General features: G+C 59.9%; 19 protein-coding genes. 7 read left to right on the top strand and 12 right to left on the bottom strand.

Annotated features, from left to right (window positions below):
• Positions 1-120: 120 nt before the first annotated feature.
• From FFI94_RS28545 to FFI94_RS28535, 3 genes are read left to right on the top strand one after another with little or no spacing between them, the layout of a single operon-like run.
• Positions 121-810 carry a cyclase family protein gene (locus FFI94_RS28545; protein ID WP_138870789.1) on the top strand — a complete coding sequence of 230 codons (690 nt, stop codon included), beginning with the start codon at positions 121-123 and terminating at the stop codon, positions 808-810.
• A gap of 31 nt (positions 811-841) precedes the next feature.
• The gene (gene kynU / locus FFI94_RS28540) at positions 842-2,110 is read left to right on the top strand and encodes a kynureninase (RefSeq protein ID WP_138870788.1); all 1,269 of its coding nucleotides are present in this window, start codon (positions 842-844) and stop codon (positions 2,108-2,110) included.
• 51 nt (positions 2,111-2,161) lie between these two features.
• Positions 2,162-3,595: an amino acid permease gene (locus tag FFI94_RS28535; RefSeq protein ID WP_138870787.1), complete on the top strand. Its 1,434-nt coding sequence runs from the start codon at positions 2,162-2,164 to the stop codon at positions 3,593-3,595.
• 15 nt (positions 3,596-3,610) lie between these two features.
• Here the strand turns inward: FFI94_RS28535 and FFI94_RS28530 are convergent, their stop codons facing one another.
• From FFI94_RS28530 to FFI94_RS28500, 7 genes are read right to left on the bottom strand one after another with little or no spacing between them, the layout of a single operon-like run.
• Positions 3,611-4,294, bottom strand: coding sequence for a dienelactone hydrolase family protein (locus tag FFI94_RS28530; protein ID WP_138870786.1), 684 nt, complete (start codon positions 4,292-4,294; stop codon positions 3,611-3,613).
• A gap of 22 nt (positions 4,295-4,316) precedes the next feature.
• On the bottom strand, positions 4,317-5,306 hold the full coding sequence (locus FFI94_RS28525) for a DUF3445 domain-containing protein (protein WP_260684401.1): 990 nt from the start codon (positions 5,304-5,306) through the stop codon (positions 4,317-4,319).
• A gap of 25 nt (positions 5,307-5,331) precedes the next feature.
• A complete protein-coding gene (locus tag FFI94_RS28520; protein WP_138870784.1) occupies positions 5,332-5,796 on the bottom strand; it encodes a dimethylamine monooxygenase subunit DmmA family protein in 465 nt (154 codons plus the stop codon).
• The gene (locus FFI94_RS28515) at positions 5,793-6,800 is read right to left on the bottom strand and encodes a DUF3445 domain-containing protein (RefSeq protein ID WP_138870783.1); all 1,008 of its coding nucleotides are present in this window, start codon (positions 6,798-6,800) and stop codon (positions 5,793-5,795) included. Before FFI94_RS28515 ends, FFI94_RS28520 begins: the two co-directional genes overlap by 4 nt.
• The gene (locus FFI94_RS28510; protein WP_138870782.1) at positions 6,797-7,786 is read right to left on the bottom strand and encodes a PDR/VanB family oxidoreductase; all 990 of its coding nucleotides are present in this window, start codon (positions 7,784-7,786) and stop codon (positions 6,797-6,799) included. Before FFI94_RS28510 ends, FFI94_RS28515 begins: the two co-directional genes overlap by 4 nt.
• Positions 7,783-8,301 (bottom strand): dimethylamine monooxygenase subunit DmmA family protein, encoded by a 519-nt coding sequence (locus FFI94_RS28505; protein WP_260684400.1) that lies wholly within the window; start codon positions 8,299-8,301, stop codon positions 7,783-7,785. Before FFI94_RS28505 ends, FFI94_RS28510 begins: the two co-directional genes overlap by 4 nt.
• A gap of 10 nt (positions 8,302-8,311) precedes the next feature.
• Positions 8,312-8,698, bottom strand: a complete 387-nt coding sequence (locus FFI94_RS28500) for an ethanolamine utilization protein (protein ID WP_138870781.1) — start codon at positions 8,696-8,698, stop codon at positions 8,312-8,314.
• Between the two features lie 191 nt (positions 8,699-8,889).
• On the opposite strand from FFI94_RS28500, the gene FFI94_RS28495 reads away from it, so the two are divergent.
• On the top strand, positions 8,890-9,552 hold the full coding sequence (locus FFI94_RS28495) for an XRE family transcriptional regulator (protein WP_138870780.1): 663 nt from the start codon (positions 8,890-8,892) through the stop codon (positions 9,550-9,552).
• Between the two features lie 58 nt (positions 9,553-9,610).
• On the opposite strand, the gene FFI94_RS28490 is transcribed toward FFI94_RS28495, so the two are convergent.
• The 3 genes from FFI94_RS28490 to FFI94_RS28480 all read right to left on the bottom strand — a co-directional run bounded on the left by FFI94_RS28490 (position 9,611) and on the right by FFI94_RS28480 (position 12,478).
• Entirely contained in the window at positions 9,611-10,972 is a 1,362-nt protein-coding gene (locus tag FFI94_RS28490) for an ammonium transporter (RefSeq protein ID WP_138870779.1), read from the bottom strand.
• A gap of 278 nt (positions 10,973-11,250) precedes the next feature.
• On the bottom strand, positions 11,251-11,712 hold the full coding sequence (locus FFI94_RS28485; RefSeq protein WP_138870778.1) for an Hsp20/alpha crystallin family protein: 462 nt from the start codon (positions 11,710-11,712) through the stop codon (positions 11,251-11,253).
• Positions 11,713-11,839: 127 nt separating this feature from the next.
• Positions 11,840-12,478 (bottom strand): NAD(P)-dependent oxidoreductase, encoded by a 639-nt coding sequence (locus FFI94_RS28480; protein WP_138870777.1) that lies wholly within the window; start codon positions 12,476-12,478, stop codon positions 11,840-11,842.
• A gap of 166 nt (positions 12,479-12,644) precedes the next feature.
• Between FFI94_RS28480 and FFI94_RS28475 the strand changes: the two genes are divergently transcribed.
• Complete coding sequence (locus FFI94_RS28475) at positions 12,645-13,622, top strand: serine/threonine dehydratase (protein WP_138870776.1); 978 nt, start codon at positions 12,645-12,647, stop codon at positions 13,620-13,622.
• A gap of 29 nt (positions 13,623-13,651) precedes the next feature.
• Complete coding sequence (locus tag FFI94_RS28470; protein ID WP_260684399.1) at positions 13,652-14,035, top strand: hypothetical protein; 384 nt, start codon at positions 13,652-13,654, stop codon at positions 14,033-14,035.
• Between the two features lie 35 nt (positions 14,036-14,070).
• On the opposite strand, the gene FFI94_RS28465 is transcribed toward FFI94_RS28470, so the two are convergent.
• Positions 14,071-14,808, bottom strand: a complete 738-nt coding sequence (locus FFI94_RS28465) for an SDR family oxidoreductase (RefSeq protein ID WP_138870775.1) — start codon at positions 14,806-14,808, stop codon at positions 14,071-14,073.
• A complete protein-coding gene (locus FFI94_RS28460; RefSeq protein WP_138870774.1) occupies positions 14,801-15,508 on the bottom strand; it encodes a TetR/AcrR family transcriptional regulator in 708 nt (235 codons plus the stop codon). The genes FFI94_RS28465 and FFI94_RS28460 overlap by 8 nt, the downstream gene beginning before the upstream one ends.
• Before the next feature lie 493 nt (positions 15,509-16,001).
• Here FFI94_RS28460 and FFI94_RS28455 point away from each other — a divergent pair, with 493 nt between their 5' ends.
• A complete protein-coding gene (locus tag FFI94_RS28455; RefSeq protein WP_221937771.1) occupies positions 16,002-16,607 on the top strand; it encodes a pentapeptide repeat-containing protein in 606 nt (201 codons plus the stop codon).
• Positions 16,608-16,612: the final 5 nt, after the last annotated feature.

Raw genomic sequence — 16,612 nt, 5'->3', positions numbered from 1 at the left:
CATTGCGAAGATATTCAGCATCTCTTGACCATGCTTGTCGATGATTCTAGCTTTTGCCAGACACATCGAATTATCAAACGGTCGAGGTCGAGTCGGTCGACTGTGAACTAAGGGGTCTGGATGTTTCCGAGGATCGGCCGACACACGTGCGACGGAGGGACAGGGCTGATCGACATCAGCCCGCCGATCTCAGAAGCGACACCGGTGTGGCCTGGGGATACCGCGTTCACCCAGGCTGTCACGTCGGACCTGGGCGGCAGTGATGCTGTCACCATCAACAGAATCACCACCACTCCTCATATCGGTGCTCACGCCGATGCGCCGGCGCACACTCGCATCGACGGCGCGACCATCGGTTCCGTTCCCCTCGGGCCGTATCTCGGCGAGGCCCTGGTAGTCGACATGACGGTGGTCGACATGACGAGGATCGACGGTGCCGCCTGTATCGGGCCCGTCGAAGATGCCGTTGAGCGACTCGGCGGCCATCTACCGCAGCGACTGATCCTTCGGACTTACGAGGAATATCCGAGCGAGTGGGACAACACCTTTGCCGGTGTCTCCCCGGAACTGATGCACTGGTTTGCCGACCGCGGTGGAGTTCTGATCGGAATCGACGGTGCTTCGTTCGATCCGATGGACAGCAAGACCATGGATGGGCACCATGCGGCAAGCGATCGCAACATCGCGATCCTCGAAGGGCTCTGCCTCGACGGCGTCGACGAAGGCATCTACGAACTCATTGCTCTGCCGCTGAAGTTTCGAGATCTCGACGCAAGTCCGGTGCGCGCAGTGCTGCGCACCTATTCGTAATCATCTCGCCCCCAACACTTTCAGGAGAATCATGACCACTTCGCGCACGCTCGGGACTTTCGAAGATTGCGTTCGAGCCGATGCCGACGATCCGATCCGATCACTCCGCGACGAGTTCGATCTTCCGATCGGAGTTTTGTACTTCGACGGAAACTCGCTCGGACCTCGTCCACATTCGGCGAGTGCCTGTGCTGAACGCGTCGTCCACGAAGAATGGGGGACGGGTCTGATCCGAAGCTGGAATACCGCAGGGTGGTTCGACCTTCCCGTACGACTCGGTGACAAGCTCGCACCGTTGCTGGGCGCTGGCCAAGGCCAAGTGGCGGTGACTGATTCGACCTCGATCAACTTGTTCAAGTGCCTGGCCGCAGCGCTGAGCATTGCGAAGCAGACGCAGCCCGCGCGTCGTGTGATCGTGTCCGAGCGAGACAATTTTCCCACTGATCTCTATATCGCAGAGGGAATCATCGGGTTTCTCGACAGCGGATACGAGTTGCGGTTGATCGACGATCCCACGGAACTGTCGTCTGCCGTCGACGCTGACACCGCGGTTGTGATGCTGTCCCACGCGAACTATCGCACCGGATATCTGTACGACATGTCAGCGGTGACGACGCAGGTGCACGGGCGTGGTGCATTGATGATCTGGGACCTCGCGCATTCCGCCGGAGCCGTGCCGATCGACCTGGTTGGTGCAGACGCAGACTTTGCGGTCGGCTGCACGTACAAGTACCTCAACGGCGGTCCCGGATCGCCGGCATTCCTCTGGGTGAACGAGCGGAATATGCATGCAGGCAGACAACCGCTCTCCGGGTGGTGGGGTCACGCCCGGCCATTCGCGATGGAGCCAGGCTACGAGGCGCATGACGGGATCCGGCGATTCCTTATCGGAACGCAGCCGATTACGGCTCTATCGCTTGTCGAATGCGGCCTCGAGATCGCGCTGCGCGTCGACATGTCCGACATCCGGCAGAAGTCACTCGCATTGACCGATCTGTTCATCGCATTGGTCGAGCAGCACTGCGCGGGTTTCGGTTTGGAATTGATCACACCATCGGAGCATGAGCACCGTGCGTCTCACGTGAGTTTTGTTCATCCTGAGGGTTACTCGATCATGAAGGCTCTCATCGCACGCGGAGTCATCGGTGACTATCGCGAACCTGGAGTCTTGCGATTCGGTGTCACTCCCTTGTATGTCGGCTACGTCGACGTGTGGAACGCAGTCGACGCTTTGAGGGACATCCTCGAGAGCGGGTCTTGGGACCGCCCGGAGTTTCGCGAGCGCGACGCCGTCACTTGATCGTTCACCTTTTTGCGGTTCTGGTGCGGCCGCCTTCGTGAGGAGTTTTCCATGAGTGATTTCAAAAACATTCAGCAGCGAGAATCAGGTCTCAAACGCGAACTCGGCCCCAAACAGATGAGCATGATCGCGCTCGGTGGGGCAATCGGGACGGGACTCTTTCTCGGCAGTAAATTTGCTATCGGCTTTGCCGGTCCGAGTGTGATCATCAGCTACGCGATCGGCGGTCTCATCGCACTGCTGCTGATGGGTGCACTCGCCGAAATGACTGTTGCACATGCGACGTCGGGTTCGTTCGGTGCTTACGCAGAGTTCTACGTCGGACCCTTGATCGGGTTTCTCGTCCGCTATCTCTATTGGTCGTGCATCGTGCTTGCAGTGGGTACCGAAGTCACGGCTATCGGTGAGTACATGCAGTTCTGGTTTGCCGACGTACCGTCGTGGATGTGGATCGTGTTGTTCTCCGGGGTGCTGATCGGCGTGAACATGTTCAACGTCAAGGCCTTCGGAACGATGGAGTATTGGTTCTCGACGATCAAGGTATTCGCGATCGTGGCATTTATCGTCATGGCCGCCTACGTCGTGTTCGGCAGTGGAAATCCCGAGTACGGCTTCCACAACTACACCGCAGGTGGCGGGTTCTTCCCGAACGGCCTGTCCGGCATGTGGTTTGCCGTCATCGTCTCAATTTTCAGCTACCTCAGTATCGAGATGATCGCCATCGCCGCGGGCGAAGCGGAGAATCCGGCGGTGGCGGTCAAGAAAGCTTTTCGGGTCACGATAGTTCGGCTGTTCGTCTTCTACATCGCAACATTGGCGTTGATTCTCGCGATCGCCCCGATGGACAAGATCCTGGCGGGCGGCAGTCCGTTCGTCACGGTCATGCAGGTCGTCAATATCCCCGGTGCTGACAGTGTGCTCAACTTTGTGGTCATCATTGCTGCGTTGTCTGCTATGAACAGCCAACTCTACGTGTCATCGCGAATGATGTTCTCGCTCTCCCGCGCAGGTGATGCACCAGCCGTTCTCGGTAAGGTCCGACCCAATGGATCGCCCGTCAACGCACTGCTGCTGTCGACGTCGGGTATTGCTGTCGCAACGATCGTCTACGTGCTCTTTCCCGAGCAGGCATTCACTTTGATGATCTCGCTGTCGATGTTCGGCGCCATGGCAACCTGGCTGCTGATCTTCGTGACGCACTGGTTCTTCCGCAAGCGAATGAAAGAGGACGGAACAAAGCTTTCCTTTACGATTCCGTTCTTCCCCGTGGGGACAATCCTCGGCGGCGTTCTCATGGTCGCGATTCTGATCACCACGTTGTGGGTCGACGATTTCAAGATGACGCTGGTGTTCGGAGTTCCGTTTGTCCTGGCCGTGATCGGCATCTACTACTTCACTCGATCACGTCGCGCGCAGAGTCGAGCAGTAGACGCCGATCAGATTCAGGACGAGGTCACGGGGACCGTAGTCAAGCGGGTTCCCTGACCGGAACTCCCGGCGTCACAAGGTCTCGGCAAAGAACTCCATAGTGTGGGACCAAGCGAGTGCCGCTGCTTCGGGGTTGTAATGGTCGGCGGTGTCGTTGTTGAACGCGTGGCCGGCGTCGGCATATGTGTACACGCGCGCTAGATCTGCGGCGTTTTCACGCAGCTGCTCGACGCTCTCCGGCGAGATGCTTGTGTCGAGGTCGCCGTAGTGACCGAGCCACGGAACCTTCAGTTGGGCGGCAAGTTCGATCCCGGAAGGGATTCCCGACCATCGCGCTTCGGCAACTGCGCCGCCGTAATAGGTGACCGCGGCATCGACCAGTGGAACAGTTGCGCACCACAGTGACACAGAGCCACCCATGCAGAATCCGAGGGATCCGATCTTGCCGGATCCCTCGGACCTGCAGTACGAGACCGCGGCACCGACGTCGTGGCCGAGTCCGTCACTGGTCAGAGCCATGAAGGAGTCCTTGGCGGACGGGAAATCGGTGAAGACCGTCTGTGATCCACGATGGTAGAGGTGCGGAGCAACTGCAAGATATCCGTTGTCGGCGAGGCGTTGAAGGACGCTCTCGAGATGAGCGTTTACTCCCCAGGCCTCCTGTAGCACGATCACCGCAGGTACCTGCGCGGCAGGTGATTCGGGCTTGGCGATGCTCAGCGGCACGCCGTTCACAGTGCTCGTGACAATGTCCATTCTTTCGACTGTATGCGAAGGCTCAGCCCGTCGCATAGACCACTTCGGATTGTGCACTTAGCCAAGCCATTGCTGCCATGCGGTAGCCGTCGATGCCTTTGTATTCGGCTATATCCTGAGGTAGTTCGGTCACTATGGACGCCAATTGCTCCGCCCATTGCGGGATTGTGGCGATATCCGACAGCGGAGCCAGGTAGGTGCGGATGTTGAACACGAGTGCGCCGGTCAACGGAAGTCGTATCAGATGCTCGAGTTCGATGCGGAGTTGGATTCGGCCCCAGTCTTTCTGGTCGATCAACTCCGGCATATCGTGCATCCACTGTGGCATTGTTTCGAGGCTGGTGTCACGCAGCCGTGAACCGACGGCGGAGAACGTCCAGTTCACCCGGCGATAGACCTGTTCGGTGGTCAGCATTCGCATGAAACTCTGTGCCCTGCCGGTTACTCCACCTGAGGTCAATCCTGGTACCGGAACATGGATTTCGTCGAAACTCATCCCAATGTCGAATTTCACCGACCAATCGGCAGACGAGGTGACCAGTGCTGCGTCGAACCACAACTGGTTGTCACGTTCGGTAAGGAGCAGTATGTCGTCGGGTACTTGGCAACCGATGAATGTCAGTGGGTTCTCGGGGAGGGTGGACAGGTCGCCGAGTGTGAAGGTCTGTTCTATCCCGAGTAACCGATTTGTCCAACGATAGCGACTTCCGGTGCCTTCCAACAGCATCGAAGATGGATACGAAGCGGCGAGTTGGCGCATGAGAAATAACATGACGTCCCAGCACGCCGGCATCATGTGCGGCAGCATTTGTGCTCGGTCGGGGTCCCGGTCGAGGATGTCGCGTCGTAGCTTCATCATGTCGAGGTAGTCCTCGCCCAGATCGACGACATGTTCACCCCATGCCCCCGCGAGTGTCGGCGTGTACTGGGGTGCCGGTTGAACGTTGACGCCGTAGCGAAAAGTGCGGTCTTCGTCGGGGAAGGGCCACGGCAAGGTTTTCAGATCACTCACAACTGCACTCCTCGAGTGGAAGGTGTTACGCGGCGACGGAGCCGAGGTAGCTTCCGCGATGTGAATTTCTATGTACCCGGATATCGAGTAGTAGTCGGCACGAAGGGCATTCGTGCGCCGAGCCCGGCCGGGTCTCGACCCGATGGGTGTGTGCGCAATGTGGGCAGAAGAGTGAGATGGTTCCGGCGCTCGTGACGTAGGAGCGCACTTCGCATGGCAATGCGCCGCAGGCCTGTATCGCGGCCAGCGCTTGCATCACGTCGTATTCGGGACCGGCAACGGCGATTCGCGTGCCGGTGTGCGAACCAGTTACTGCCTGCTCGATCTGCGAGAGATCGAGTTGATCCTGAACGTGAACGGTCACCGATCGACCGGCGGCGATTGCCTGGGTTGCCCAGTCGATCACGGTGTTTCGGCCGCCGCGGCAGCCACCGAGTGTGATGAGGAGAAACTCCCGTCCGGTTGTATCCAGTTCCGGGGTAGTGGTCACGAGTTCACTCCTCCGTGTGTGCGCAGCCATTCCATTGCCGGTCCCCGGGTTTTGGTGATCCCCTTGTAGTCGGCCATGTCTTCCGGAAGGTCGTCGAGCACCGCGTGCAAGCGATGAGCCCAGACCGGAACCACTGCGATGTCTCGCAGTGGCAGAAGATAACTCCGGATGAGGAACATGATCGCCCCGGAGGTTGCGAGACGAATCAGGTGCTGCACCTCGACGCGGAGAAACAGTCGGTCACCAACCTCCTCGAGGGGGCCGCGCGCCACGCTGGTTCGGTCAGGTCCCCACTGCGGATAGGTTTCGGTGGACGTGTCGAGTTTGCCGTCGACGGTCAAGGTCCAGTTGGTTCGGCGGTAACGTTCACCGGGCTCGAGGCGCATGAGAAAACTCTGGGCGCGAGTGACAACACCATCGGCATGTACGCGAGGTACCGGGCCGTGGATTTGCAGAAAGCTCATACCGACGTCGAATCGCAATGACCAGTCCGCTGCGAAAGTGACCACACCGGCGTCGCCCCAGAGTTGTCCTTCTCGTTGGTCGAGGAGGACAACATCCTCCTGAATCTGGTTGGTGGCAAACCGAAGCGGATCGATCGGAAGCGTATCGAGGTCGCCGATGACAAACCGATGTTCGATAGCGAGCAACACGTTCCGCCAGACCCAAACCGCGCCGTCGCGTTCGAGACTCATTGACTCTGGATAGCTCTCGGCGAGCATGCGCATGATCGAGATCATGGCGTCCCACTGCGCCGGCATCATGTGGGGGAGGCTCTGATATCTACTGGCATCCGACGCCAATATCCTTGTTCGCTCGGCTAGTTCGTGATGGTAGTTCTCGTCGATCTCGATGGTGTGTTTTCCCCAGCCGCCGGCGGGCGTCGTGGTGGGCGTCCCGGCAGGTTCGACGTTGGTACTGTAGCGGTACGAGTCCTTGGCAAAAGGGAACGGGAAGTTCGCAATTCGAGTGGGTATGTCGAGTAGTTCTGTCGATGCGTTCACAAGTCCAACTCCAATCGTGATCCATCGGCCCGTGATACGCAGGCCATCATCGATGTGCCATAGGATTTCTCCTCGTCGGTTAGATACAGATCGCGATGTGCGACGCTCCCGTCTGCTACCGGTATCCGGCATTCGCCGCAAACCCCTTGCCGACAGAGGTTGGGGATGGTGACGCCGTGCTGTTCGAGAGTCTCGAGGACGCTTGTCCCGGAGGGTACTTCGAATTCTTTTCCGCTGCCACGCAATGCGACGACAAACGGTTGGCCGGGGTCCAGATCCACGCCGCCGAATCGTTCGTAGTGAATGCGGGCACTCGGCCATCCCGCTGCCTGTGCGGCACCCTCGACGTCGTCGATCATAGCGCTGGGGCCGCACGTGTACAGGTGGGTTCCCAGTGGCTGTTCCAGCAATGCCGGTCCCAGGTGAGCCCATAATTCTCGGCGTGAGGCAAACACGTGCAGTTGTGATCCGCACAGTTCACGAAGTTCGTCGAGATGCGCTGCGTCCGGCCCTCGCCACACGTACAGGACGGTGAAGGATCGACCCCATTGCACGGCGGCCCGCGCATGCGAAAGTATCGGCGTCACACCGATTCCGCCGGCAATCAGCAGGTGGTGCCTAGCCGTGAGTACCGGAGCGAACACGCTGCGCGGGCGCGACGCGCGAATGTACGTGCCAAGCTCGAGCCCGTGAATCCAGCGCGATCCACCTCTACCGCCTCGATCCAGTTGGACCGACACGGAATAGTGGTCCGGTTCGAGTTCGGGGCCGGTCATCGAATACGAATTGCGCCGTGGTGTTCCCTGTGGCGTCGTACCGCAATCCAGAACGAGGTGGCTGCCCGGTGTGAAAGAGGGAAGTGTTGCGCCGTCGGCGCTTTCGAGTCGCAGTGCTCTGACGCCGTCGCAGAGCTCAGAGGCCTCTGTCAATATCAAGGTCAACGATTTAGTGTCTGCGACGCCAGGCGCGTCCGTTGCTGCGGTCATCCTTGCTCCTCGGCGTCAGCCATGAACCCGAGGTAGGCACCGTACCTGCGGGATACGTGGTGGTAGACAAACAAATCGGTATCACATCGTGGACACGGGCTGAGTGCTCCTACAGGTGCATTCGATTGATGAACGTGCCGGCAATGCACGCAATAGACCCTGCGTTGCGCGTCGTCGATGACGTACGTGAGGATCTCTGCGGGTATGGCACCCGCAGCGATTGCCGTCGAACATGCCTGTAGCACTTCTATTTCGGTGCCGATCACGATTAATCGCCACCCCACTCTCGCGGCAGCGAACTCTCGCTGCAACACCGCGGAAGTTGCGGCACTCCAGTCCGGAGCGAGTTTCAACCAGCTGACCCGGTGGCCGGAATGCTTACCGACCACCTGGGCGGCATCGGTATGTGCGTGGTCGCCGAAGGAGACGACGGTGAAGTAACGCCCGTCCGGATCGGTGAGCAGGCGTTCGGCGTCCCAGCGCGGAACGCTGGTCGATTCGATACAGACACTCACGATGGCTGGCTTACGGTGCGAATGAGCGGTGGCCGACATAGTAGGCCAGCGCGCGGTCGGGTGTGGTGAACCTGATCCGTGAACCTTTGGGGAAGAAGATCGCGTCCTTCGCCTTCGCGACGCTCACCTGGCCTGTGTCGAGATTTTCGAGAACGAACTCACCTTCGAGGACCACCTTCATCTCGTCGTATTCGTAGAGGTAGTCGAGGGGAGCGTCGGTGCGGATCAATTCGAAGTAGCCCGCGGACATTTCTGATCCATCCGGATTGGAGTAGACGTCGTCGATGAATCCCTTGGTTCCCGGATACTCCGATTCGGGCATCTGAGGGAGTTCTGCCCAGAAATCTGCGGTGACACGGAATTCGGCCGGCGTTGTGGACGTCGTAGAAATGCTCATCGTTGCTCCTGAGGGAAGTGGCTGGATGAAAGAGCGTCCGATCGTTGATTCATGATCGCTGACGTGAAACTTATTGTAATGAGAGGAAACTGATTTGCGGTTACGTGGCGGTAAACAAAATCGGGGTGATCAGCTACGCGGACAACGACTGTGCGTCTACTCCCAGTAGACGCACAGTTAGGCTTGTGGCCATGACGACGTCGAAGCGCAGTGTCCACCGAGATACGGGAGACCCGGCACCGGAGCAGCGCGAAGTTCCTGCGGACACTCCGACCGGCCTCGACCTAGAGAAGGTGATCGCCGTTCAGGTGCGCAAGCTGCGGTTGGCCAGCGGACTGTCGGTCGGGGACATGGCGACTCGGGTCGGGATCTCGAAGGCGATGTTGTCCAAGATCGAGAATGCGCAGACTTCCTGCAGCCTGTCCACGCTGGCGCGCCTCGCAGCCGGTTTGGACGTACCGGTCACATCACTCTTTCGTGGTGCGGATACGGCGCGTGACGCGGTATTCGTGGAAGCCGGTCGCGGCGCGGAGATAGTCGGGCGAGGCACGCGGGTCGGGCACCATTACGAGTTGCTCGGGTCGTTGCGAGGGCAGAACAAGCGGCTGGAGCCGGTCCTCGTTACGTTGACTGATGCCAGTGAGGTGTTTCCCCTCTTTCAACACCCGGGAACCGAACTGCTCTACATGCTCGAAGGCGAAATGGTCTACGGGCACGGCGAATCGGAATATCGAATGCGCCCAGGGGATTCGCTCCTGTTGGACGGTGAGGGGCTGCACGGTCCGAACGAGTTGGTGACGTTGCCTATTCGCTTCCTGGCCGTGACCGCGTATCCGGACAATCACCAGGGCTGAGCACGACTGCGCCCCCGCTCTCGGATTCGAGAGCAGGGGCACACGTCGGAATGCGGGTTTACGAACTGCTGTCGACTGTGCTCGCAGCCTTGGTGGTCATGGATTCGGCGGCGACGGACACCGAGTCGGGTTGGTGCTTCGTGGAACTTGTCATCGAGACGGAATCCATCACATAAGCGGTTTCGCCGTGAACGCTCACGTCGAGGCCCTCGTACTCGGTTTCGGGATCGACGCGCAACCCCATTGCGAGGTCGATTCCCTTCGCGATGATGAATGTGACGATGAACGAGTACGCGACAACCGCGACCACGGCCACCGTCTGCCTGCCGAGAAGCTCGAGGCCGCCACCGTAGAACAGTCCCTGGGCGCCGCTGGGAGCTTCCGGTACGGCCAGCAATCCGACGAGTAGTGTGCCGAGGATTCCGCCGACGAGGTGGATGCCGACCACGTCGAGTGCGTCGTCGTAGCCGAGCTTGAACTTGAACGAAATGGTGAAGCAGCACAACGCTCCTGCAGCGGCACCGACGATCAGGGCGCCCATCGGCGAGACCGCGCCACAGGCAGGAGTGATGGCAACCAGTGCCGCGATCAGCCCGGATGCGGCACCGAGCGTCGTTGCGTGACCTTCGCGGAACTTTTCGACGACAAGCCAGGCGCAGATGCCGGCACACGCTGCGGCGACCGTGTTCAGAATGACCACCGACGCGTTGTTGTTCGCGGCCAACGCTGAACCGCCGTTGAACCCGAACCAGCCGAAGAATAGGATGCCGGCACCGAGAATGGTCAGTGGGACGCTGTGTGGCCGTGGTGCATTCGGGAATGTGCGACGCTTTCCGAGCACCAGGATTACGGCGAGAGCGGCGATACCGGCGTTGATGTGCACGGCAGTTCCACCTGCGAAGTCCACGGCGGCAAGCTTATTGGCGATCCAGCCGCCGACGACGCTGCCGTCGGCGGAGTCGAACGCAAACACCCAATGGGCAACCGGGAAGTACACGAGAGTGGCCCAGATCCCGGCAAAGATCATCCAGGCGCCGAACTTCAGGCGGTCGGCAAACGCCCCCGAGATCAGTGCGACGGTGATGCCGGCGAACAGAAGTTGGAATCCTGCCACCAATGCGGGCGGCAGTGCGGGTTCGGCAGGCGCTTCGAGGAGTTGGCCCAGACCGATGTACTCGAGTGGATCACCGAGTAAACCGAGTCCGCCCAGTGAATCGCCGAGGACCGCGGAGTAGCCGAAAATGATCCAGAGAACGCCTACTACGGCAAAGCCGCCGAATGTCATCATGACCATATTGAGAGTGCTTCGGACGCTGACCATTCCGCCGTAGAAGAGGGCCAGTCCGGGAACCATGAGAGATACGGCAGTGAATGCAGCCAAGATCCACGCGGTATCTGCGGCAACGATTGCCTGATCCATATGTGTCCACCTTGTTGAGTCCGGAGTGATCGCCGTCCGAATGCGTCTCGTGTTCGGCGATGTGTCTTATGCGGTGAATCACCGTCATCCGAGAGTGGACTGGTTGTGTAAGGCCTGCAAGTGGGGCAGGTGAACACTGTGTAAATGCGTCTCCGGCTAGTGGCCGCGCTCGCACAGCGATGGTGGCCACCAAATCGGTGGCCACCATCGAGTCGTTGATGCGTTCGGCGTGTTCAGTTGGGCACCACCTCCTCGAATACCGGTCGTGGAGAATCCGGTCAACGGTTGGATTCGTGCTCGCGCGTCGGGTTGATCATTGTCTGTTCGGAATCTCCGGCGCGAGAAACCTCGATGCGACGCGGTTTTGCCTGCTCGGAAATCGGAATCGTGACGGACAGAACGCCGTTGTTGTACGTTGCGGAGATCTTGTCGGCGTCGATGTTCTCCCCGAGGGACAATTGCCGCCGGTAGGTTCCGGCAAACCGTTCCGATGCCAGCCACTGCATGTTCTCGTCCGACGACGCGGTACGGGTGGCGGACAGCGTGAGAAGCCCGTGATCGACACTCACGTCGACGGTTCCGGGATCAACGCCGGGAAGGTCGGCATTGAGTACGTAGTGGTCGCCCACGCGGTAGAGGTCCATCGGCATGAAACGAGGAACCCGGCTGGCGCCTAGGTCTGCGCCGAGAAGTGACTTCGCGATCGAATCGATATCACTGAAGGGGTCGAAGCGGAGCACAGTAACTCACCTCCCATGTTTCACATGGTCGCAGTCCCTGTGACAGCAACCGAAATCACTGTGCAACAAAAGATTAGCACTCACGCTGTTCGACTGCCAGGTCGCGGGCTGTCGACTGCGGAAGGAGTCAGTGTGCGACGGTGAAGCGCTGGCGTCGGTGCGCCGGAGTTTCGATTTCGTCGACGAATGCGCGCGCGTAGTCTTCACCGGAGATCGCAGAATTGCCCTCGTCGTCGGTGAGGAGAATATCTCCACCGATCTGGAAGGAACCCTTCGCTGGGATGCCCGTGTGCGCCCCGAATAGTGCGGCGGGACTGACATAGAACCAGTCGACATCAGAACTGGTGTTGCGGAGCGCGTCGAGAACATCGGCGTGGGCGAGCGCCTCATCCTTGTATGCGTCCGGGAAATCCGGAGTATCGACGACGCGAGGGCCGCCTTCGGCGACCAGCAGGCTGCCGGCACCGCCGACAACGGCGATACGAGCACCGTTACGCGCGGCGGCGTCAGTCAGGGTAGCGACGGCGTCGAGGAGTTTCTTGCCGTCGATTTCGCGGGCGGGAATGGCAACTACGACGACGTCGTTGGCCGTGGTGATCTGCTCGACAGTGTTTGCGTCGTGCAGAGAACCCTGCACCGCGTGGGCGTCGGAGTTCGATTGAGCGGTGCGCGAGACCGTCGTGACTTCATGACCGCGTGTTCGTGCTTCCTTCGCGATGGCGCTGCCGGCAAATCCGTTTCCCCCGAATACTGCGATCTTGGACATCAGGACGCCCTTCACTAGTACATCGACTGTGGCTGCATCAGTAAATTTAGTCTCCGTACGAGGAGATGTCTTGGTGGTATACGGCCAATTCACGGTGAAACACGGACGTTCCGGAACCAATATGGTGGGCGGTCGGTAAACCGGACTCCGTCCGTAAAGTTGCTGTATGACTCCTCGCAGCGAGAACAGCACGGGACCAGTCGCGATGACGGTTGTCGACGTCGAAGCGGCGCGGAAGCGGATCGACGGACTTGCCAGACGGACTCCGATCTTCCGTACCTCGGTCTCTACCCCTCGCGGAGACGTCGCGGTGCTGTTCAAACTGGAATACCTCCAACATGGTGGTTCGTTCAAGGTGCGCGGCAGTTTCAACGCGGTAGAGCGGGCAGCTGCCGACGGCACGATGCCCAGTGCGGGTGTGGTGATCGCATCGGGTGGAAACGCGGCCATCGGAGCTGCGTGGGCGTCGCGTCGGCGTGGTCTGGGTTGCACCGTGGTGGTGCCGGAGACGGCACCCGATGCAAAGGTCGCGGCGCTCGGCGCCTTGGGTGCCACGGTCGAAAAGGTGGGCGATCGGTATGTTCTGGCGGCCGCAGCGGCCACCGAAATTGCCTTGTCGAGTGGAGCTTTGGAGCTGCACGCCTATGACCTGCCAGATATAGTCGCCGGTGCCGGAACTATTGCTCTCGAGGTTGCGGAGGAGGTTGCCGGGCCGATTACCTATTGCATCGCCGTCGGTGGTGGTGGACTGGTGTCGGGGATAGCTGCCGCTGCTCGGCCAGGTGATCGCGTCATCGCGGTGGAACCGGTTGGAGCGGCCACGCTGCACGCAGCGCTCAAGGCTGGACATCCCGTCGATATCGAGTTGGACAGCATCGCGGCCGATTCTCTCGGAGCGACACGCATCGGCGGTATTGCCTGGGAGACTGTCACCGCCAATGCAGTGGACAGTGTTGTCGTAGATGATGATTCGATAATTCAGGCCAGATCGTTTCTGTGGCGGGAGTTTCGGATACTCGTGGAGTTGGGTACCGCCGCTGCGCTGGTTCCGGTACTGGACGGCACGGTTTCACCACCGCCAGATGGTGAGTTGTGCGTGGTTCTGTGTGGAGCCAACGTAAGCCTGGGGGATCTCGGCGTGTGAGAAATCTGCTGGTGGGTACTGCTTGCAGTATGAGTACCAGCAGTATTATCTGGACGGTTGTGGTTGTGGTCGTTGCCGTGGTGATCGTGGCGCTTCTGGTGTGGACGGCTCGCAACAAACGTAACGAGCGGCGCCATCTCGAAGCCGAGGCGATTCGCAAAGACGTTGCGGATTCGTCGTTCGAGGTGGGCCAGCGTGAGGCCCAAGCCAAGGAGACTGAGGCAAAGGCTCGCATGGTGCAAGCCGAGGCCGATGCCAAAGCTGCGGAAGCATCTGCCCTGCAACAGCATGCGGCGCAGCATCGGCGCGAAGTAGCAAGTTCCAAGGATGAGTTGAACGAGAAGCGGGATCAGGCGGACACCATCGATCCGGCCACGCCGAACCCTGAGAAGCCGCAACCGAAGAACGAGTGAGTTCGGCGAAGTCTTACCTTGGAATGGAAGATGCGCTAGACCACGCCACCGTTGACGTAGATGACCTGACCGTTGACCCAGCGAGCGGGACCGGCCAGGAAAGCGACGGCCTCGGCGATGTCCGACGGCATTCCGAGTCGCTCCAAGGGCGCCATCTTCGACAGATTCTCCACTGTCGCCTCGTCTTTCCCGTCCAGGAACAGGTCGGTAGCGGTTGGGCCTGGAGCAACAGCGTTGACCGTGATATCGCGTCCGCGTAGCTCTTTGGCGAGAACGAGGGTGATCGCGTCGACGGCGCCTTTGGTGGCGGCGTACGCGGCGTAGGTCGGGAAGGCCAGTTTCTTCACGGAGGTGGAGAAATTGATGATGGCGCCGCCGCTGCGTACTCGCCTGGCGGCCTGCTGATCGACGACAAACGTGCCACGGACATTGGTTCGGTGCATCCGGTCGAAATCGTCGAAGTTCAATTCCGCGACTGTCGAGAGAATCATGATGCCTGCGGCATGGACAACAACGTCGATGCCGCCGAACTCGTGCTCTACCGTATCGAACAGTGCTGCCACCTCAGCTTCGTCGGCAACGTCGGCGTGGACTGCAATCGCTTGTCCGCCGGCAGTGATGACAGCGTCAACAGTTTCCTGCGCGCGCTCGAGATTTCCTGAATAGTGAACGGCTACAGCCATTCCGTCGGCGGCAAGCTTTTCGGCAGTGGCGCGTCCGATCCCTCCGGAAGCTCCGGTGACTATGGCGACGCGGGTAGTGGTGTCAGACATGACGGTGCTCCTGATCGGTAGTGGGTGAATCGGAGAGTTTCCGGAGCCAATCACGCATCAGGGCAACTTCATTGGGGGAGAGTGAAGTAGAACCCGCTGTTGCGAGTTGGGTATCCAGAGCCGATGCGACGGTGTTGAGCGAGGTGTCCTGTGGGGCCGCGGAATCGGAGATGACGGCCCCGAGAATTCCGTCGCGAACGCGTTGCGACAATGTGGGATCGGGGTACTGCTCGGGTCTCACGACCAGCATCAGCGCGACGCCGGCATTGGCCGACATCACCATCTGCGTGGCCACGTCGACGGATACGGTCAGGACTCCTGCGGCGGCACAGCGTTCGAGAACCGAGCGCAGCAGGGCCTGCGCCTGCAGCGCGGTCTCGGCGCTCTTCGCCGAGGGTGAATGCAGCAATCGGTAATGGGCGGGATGTGCAAGCGCAAACGCGGTATGTGCGTCCCAGCCCGCACGCAGATCGGCTACCGGATCCGAAGAGGGGACGGCGGCACGTTTGCCTTCCAGGTATTCCGTGAATCCTGCATCGACGACCGCTGCGAGCAGGCCGTCTTTGTCGCCGAACTGGCGGTAGAGCGCGGGAGCGCCGACGCCTGCTCGCTCGCAGATGGCGCGGGTGGATATATCGCCGTCCGGAGAGGCGTTGAGCAACTCGGTCGCTGCCGCCAGTATCTTTGCTCTCGAACTCATGTAATCGACGATAACACTATTTAGGTAGCAGTGATACCTTGCGGTCGACTCTCGACCTGTTTCGTATTCGCGGCGTCTGAACTGCTACTTTGTTCGCAGTGATTAACAAAACTTGTCTGTGACCCAGACCCTTAGTGATCGTGTGCCGCGCCTACGCGCGGTGGTGATCCCGTGTGCCTTTCAGGGGAACCCGATGCCGGGTTCCCGTCTCCTGTCCTGCACTGGAATCCCCACCTTTGGAGCTCACTTCACCATGTCATCAACACACACATCCATCCGGCGCGAGGAACTGCGCGCTAACTGCAACAGCTGTTTTGCCCTGTGCTGCACGGCCTTCGGGTTCTCACGATCTGTCGATTTTGCCGAGGACAAGCCGGCAGGATCGCCATGTCGGCACCTCGGTTCCAACTATTCCTGCACTGTCCACGAAGGACTTCGATCCCGGGGCTTCCGTGGATGTACAGTCTTCGACTGCTTCGGTGCGGGACAGGTTGTGTCGCAGCAATTGTTCTTCGGGGTCAGCTGGCGTGAGCGCCCTGACGCTCAGCAACACATGTTCGCCGCCTTCAAGATCGTCAAACAGTTACACGAGATGCTGTGGTACCTGGCTGAGGCTCAGGAACGCACCTACGACCCCGATGCTGCGGACGAAGCTCGCGAACTCGCAGCCTCCGTCACCTCACTGACTCGCGGCGGTCTGGCCGAACTGTTCGCGACTGACATCGACGCCCTCCATGTCGAGGTCAGGGCAGTGCTGATGGAGATAAGTCAGGAAGTTCGGGGTTCGTACTTCGCCGAGGTAGGTCACCTTGACCCGAATATTGCAGCCGGGGCAGACCTTGCCGGATCGAACCTGCGGGCACGCAGGTTGTGTGGGGCCGATCTGCGTGGTGCCTGCCTGATCGCAGTGGATCTGAGGGGAAGTGACCTCACGGCTGTCGACCTGCTCGGGGCGGATTTACGTGATGCCAGATTAGCGGGCGCCGATCTCTCGGGCGCGTTGTACGTCACCCAACCTCAGGTGAACGCAGCCAGCGGTAGTGCTGACACGCGATTGCCCGACGCTCTGTCAGCCCCGCCACATTGGACGGATTTCTAGTCGGG

Source organism: Rhodococcus sp. KBS0724 (assembly GCF_005938745.2).
Taxonomy (GTDB): Bacteria; Actinomycetota; Actinomycetes; order Mycobacteriales; family Mycobacteriaceae; genus Rhodococcus_F.
This window is presented reverse-complemented; position numbering and strand designations above follow the sequence as displayed.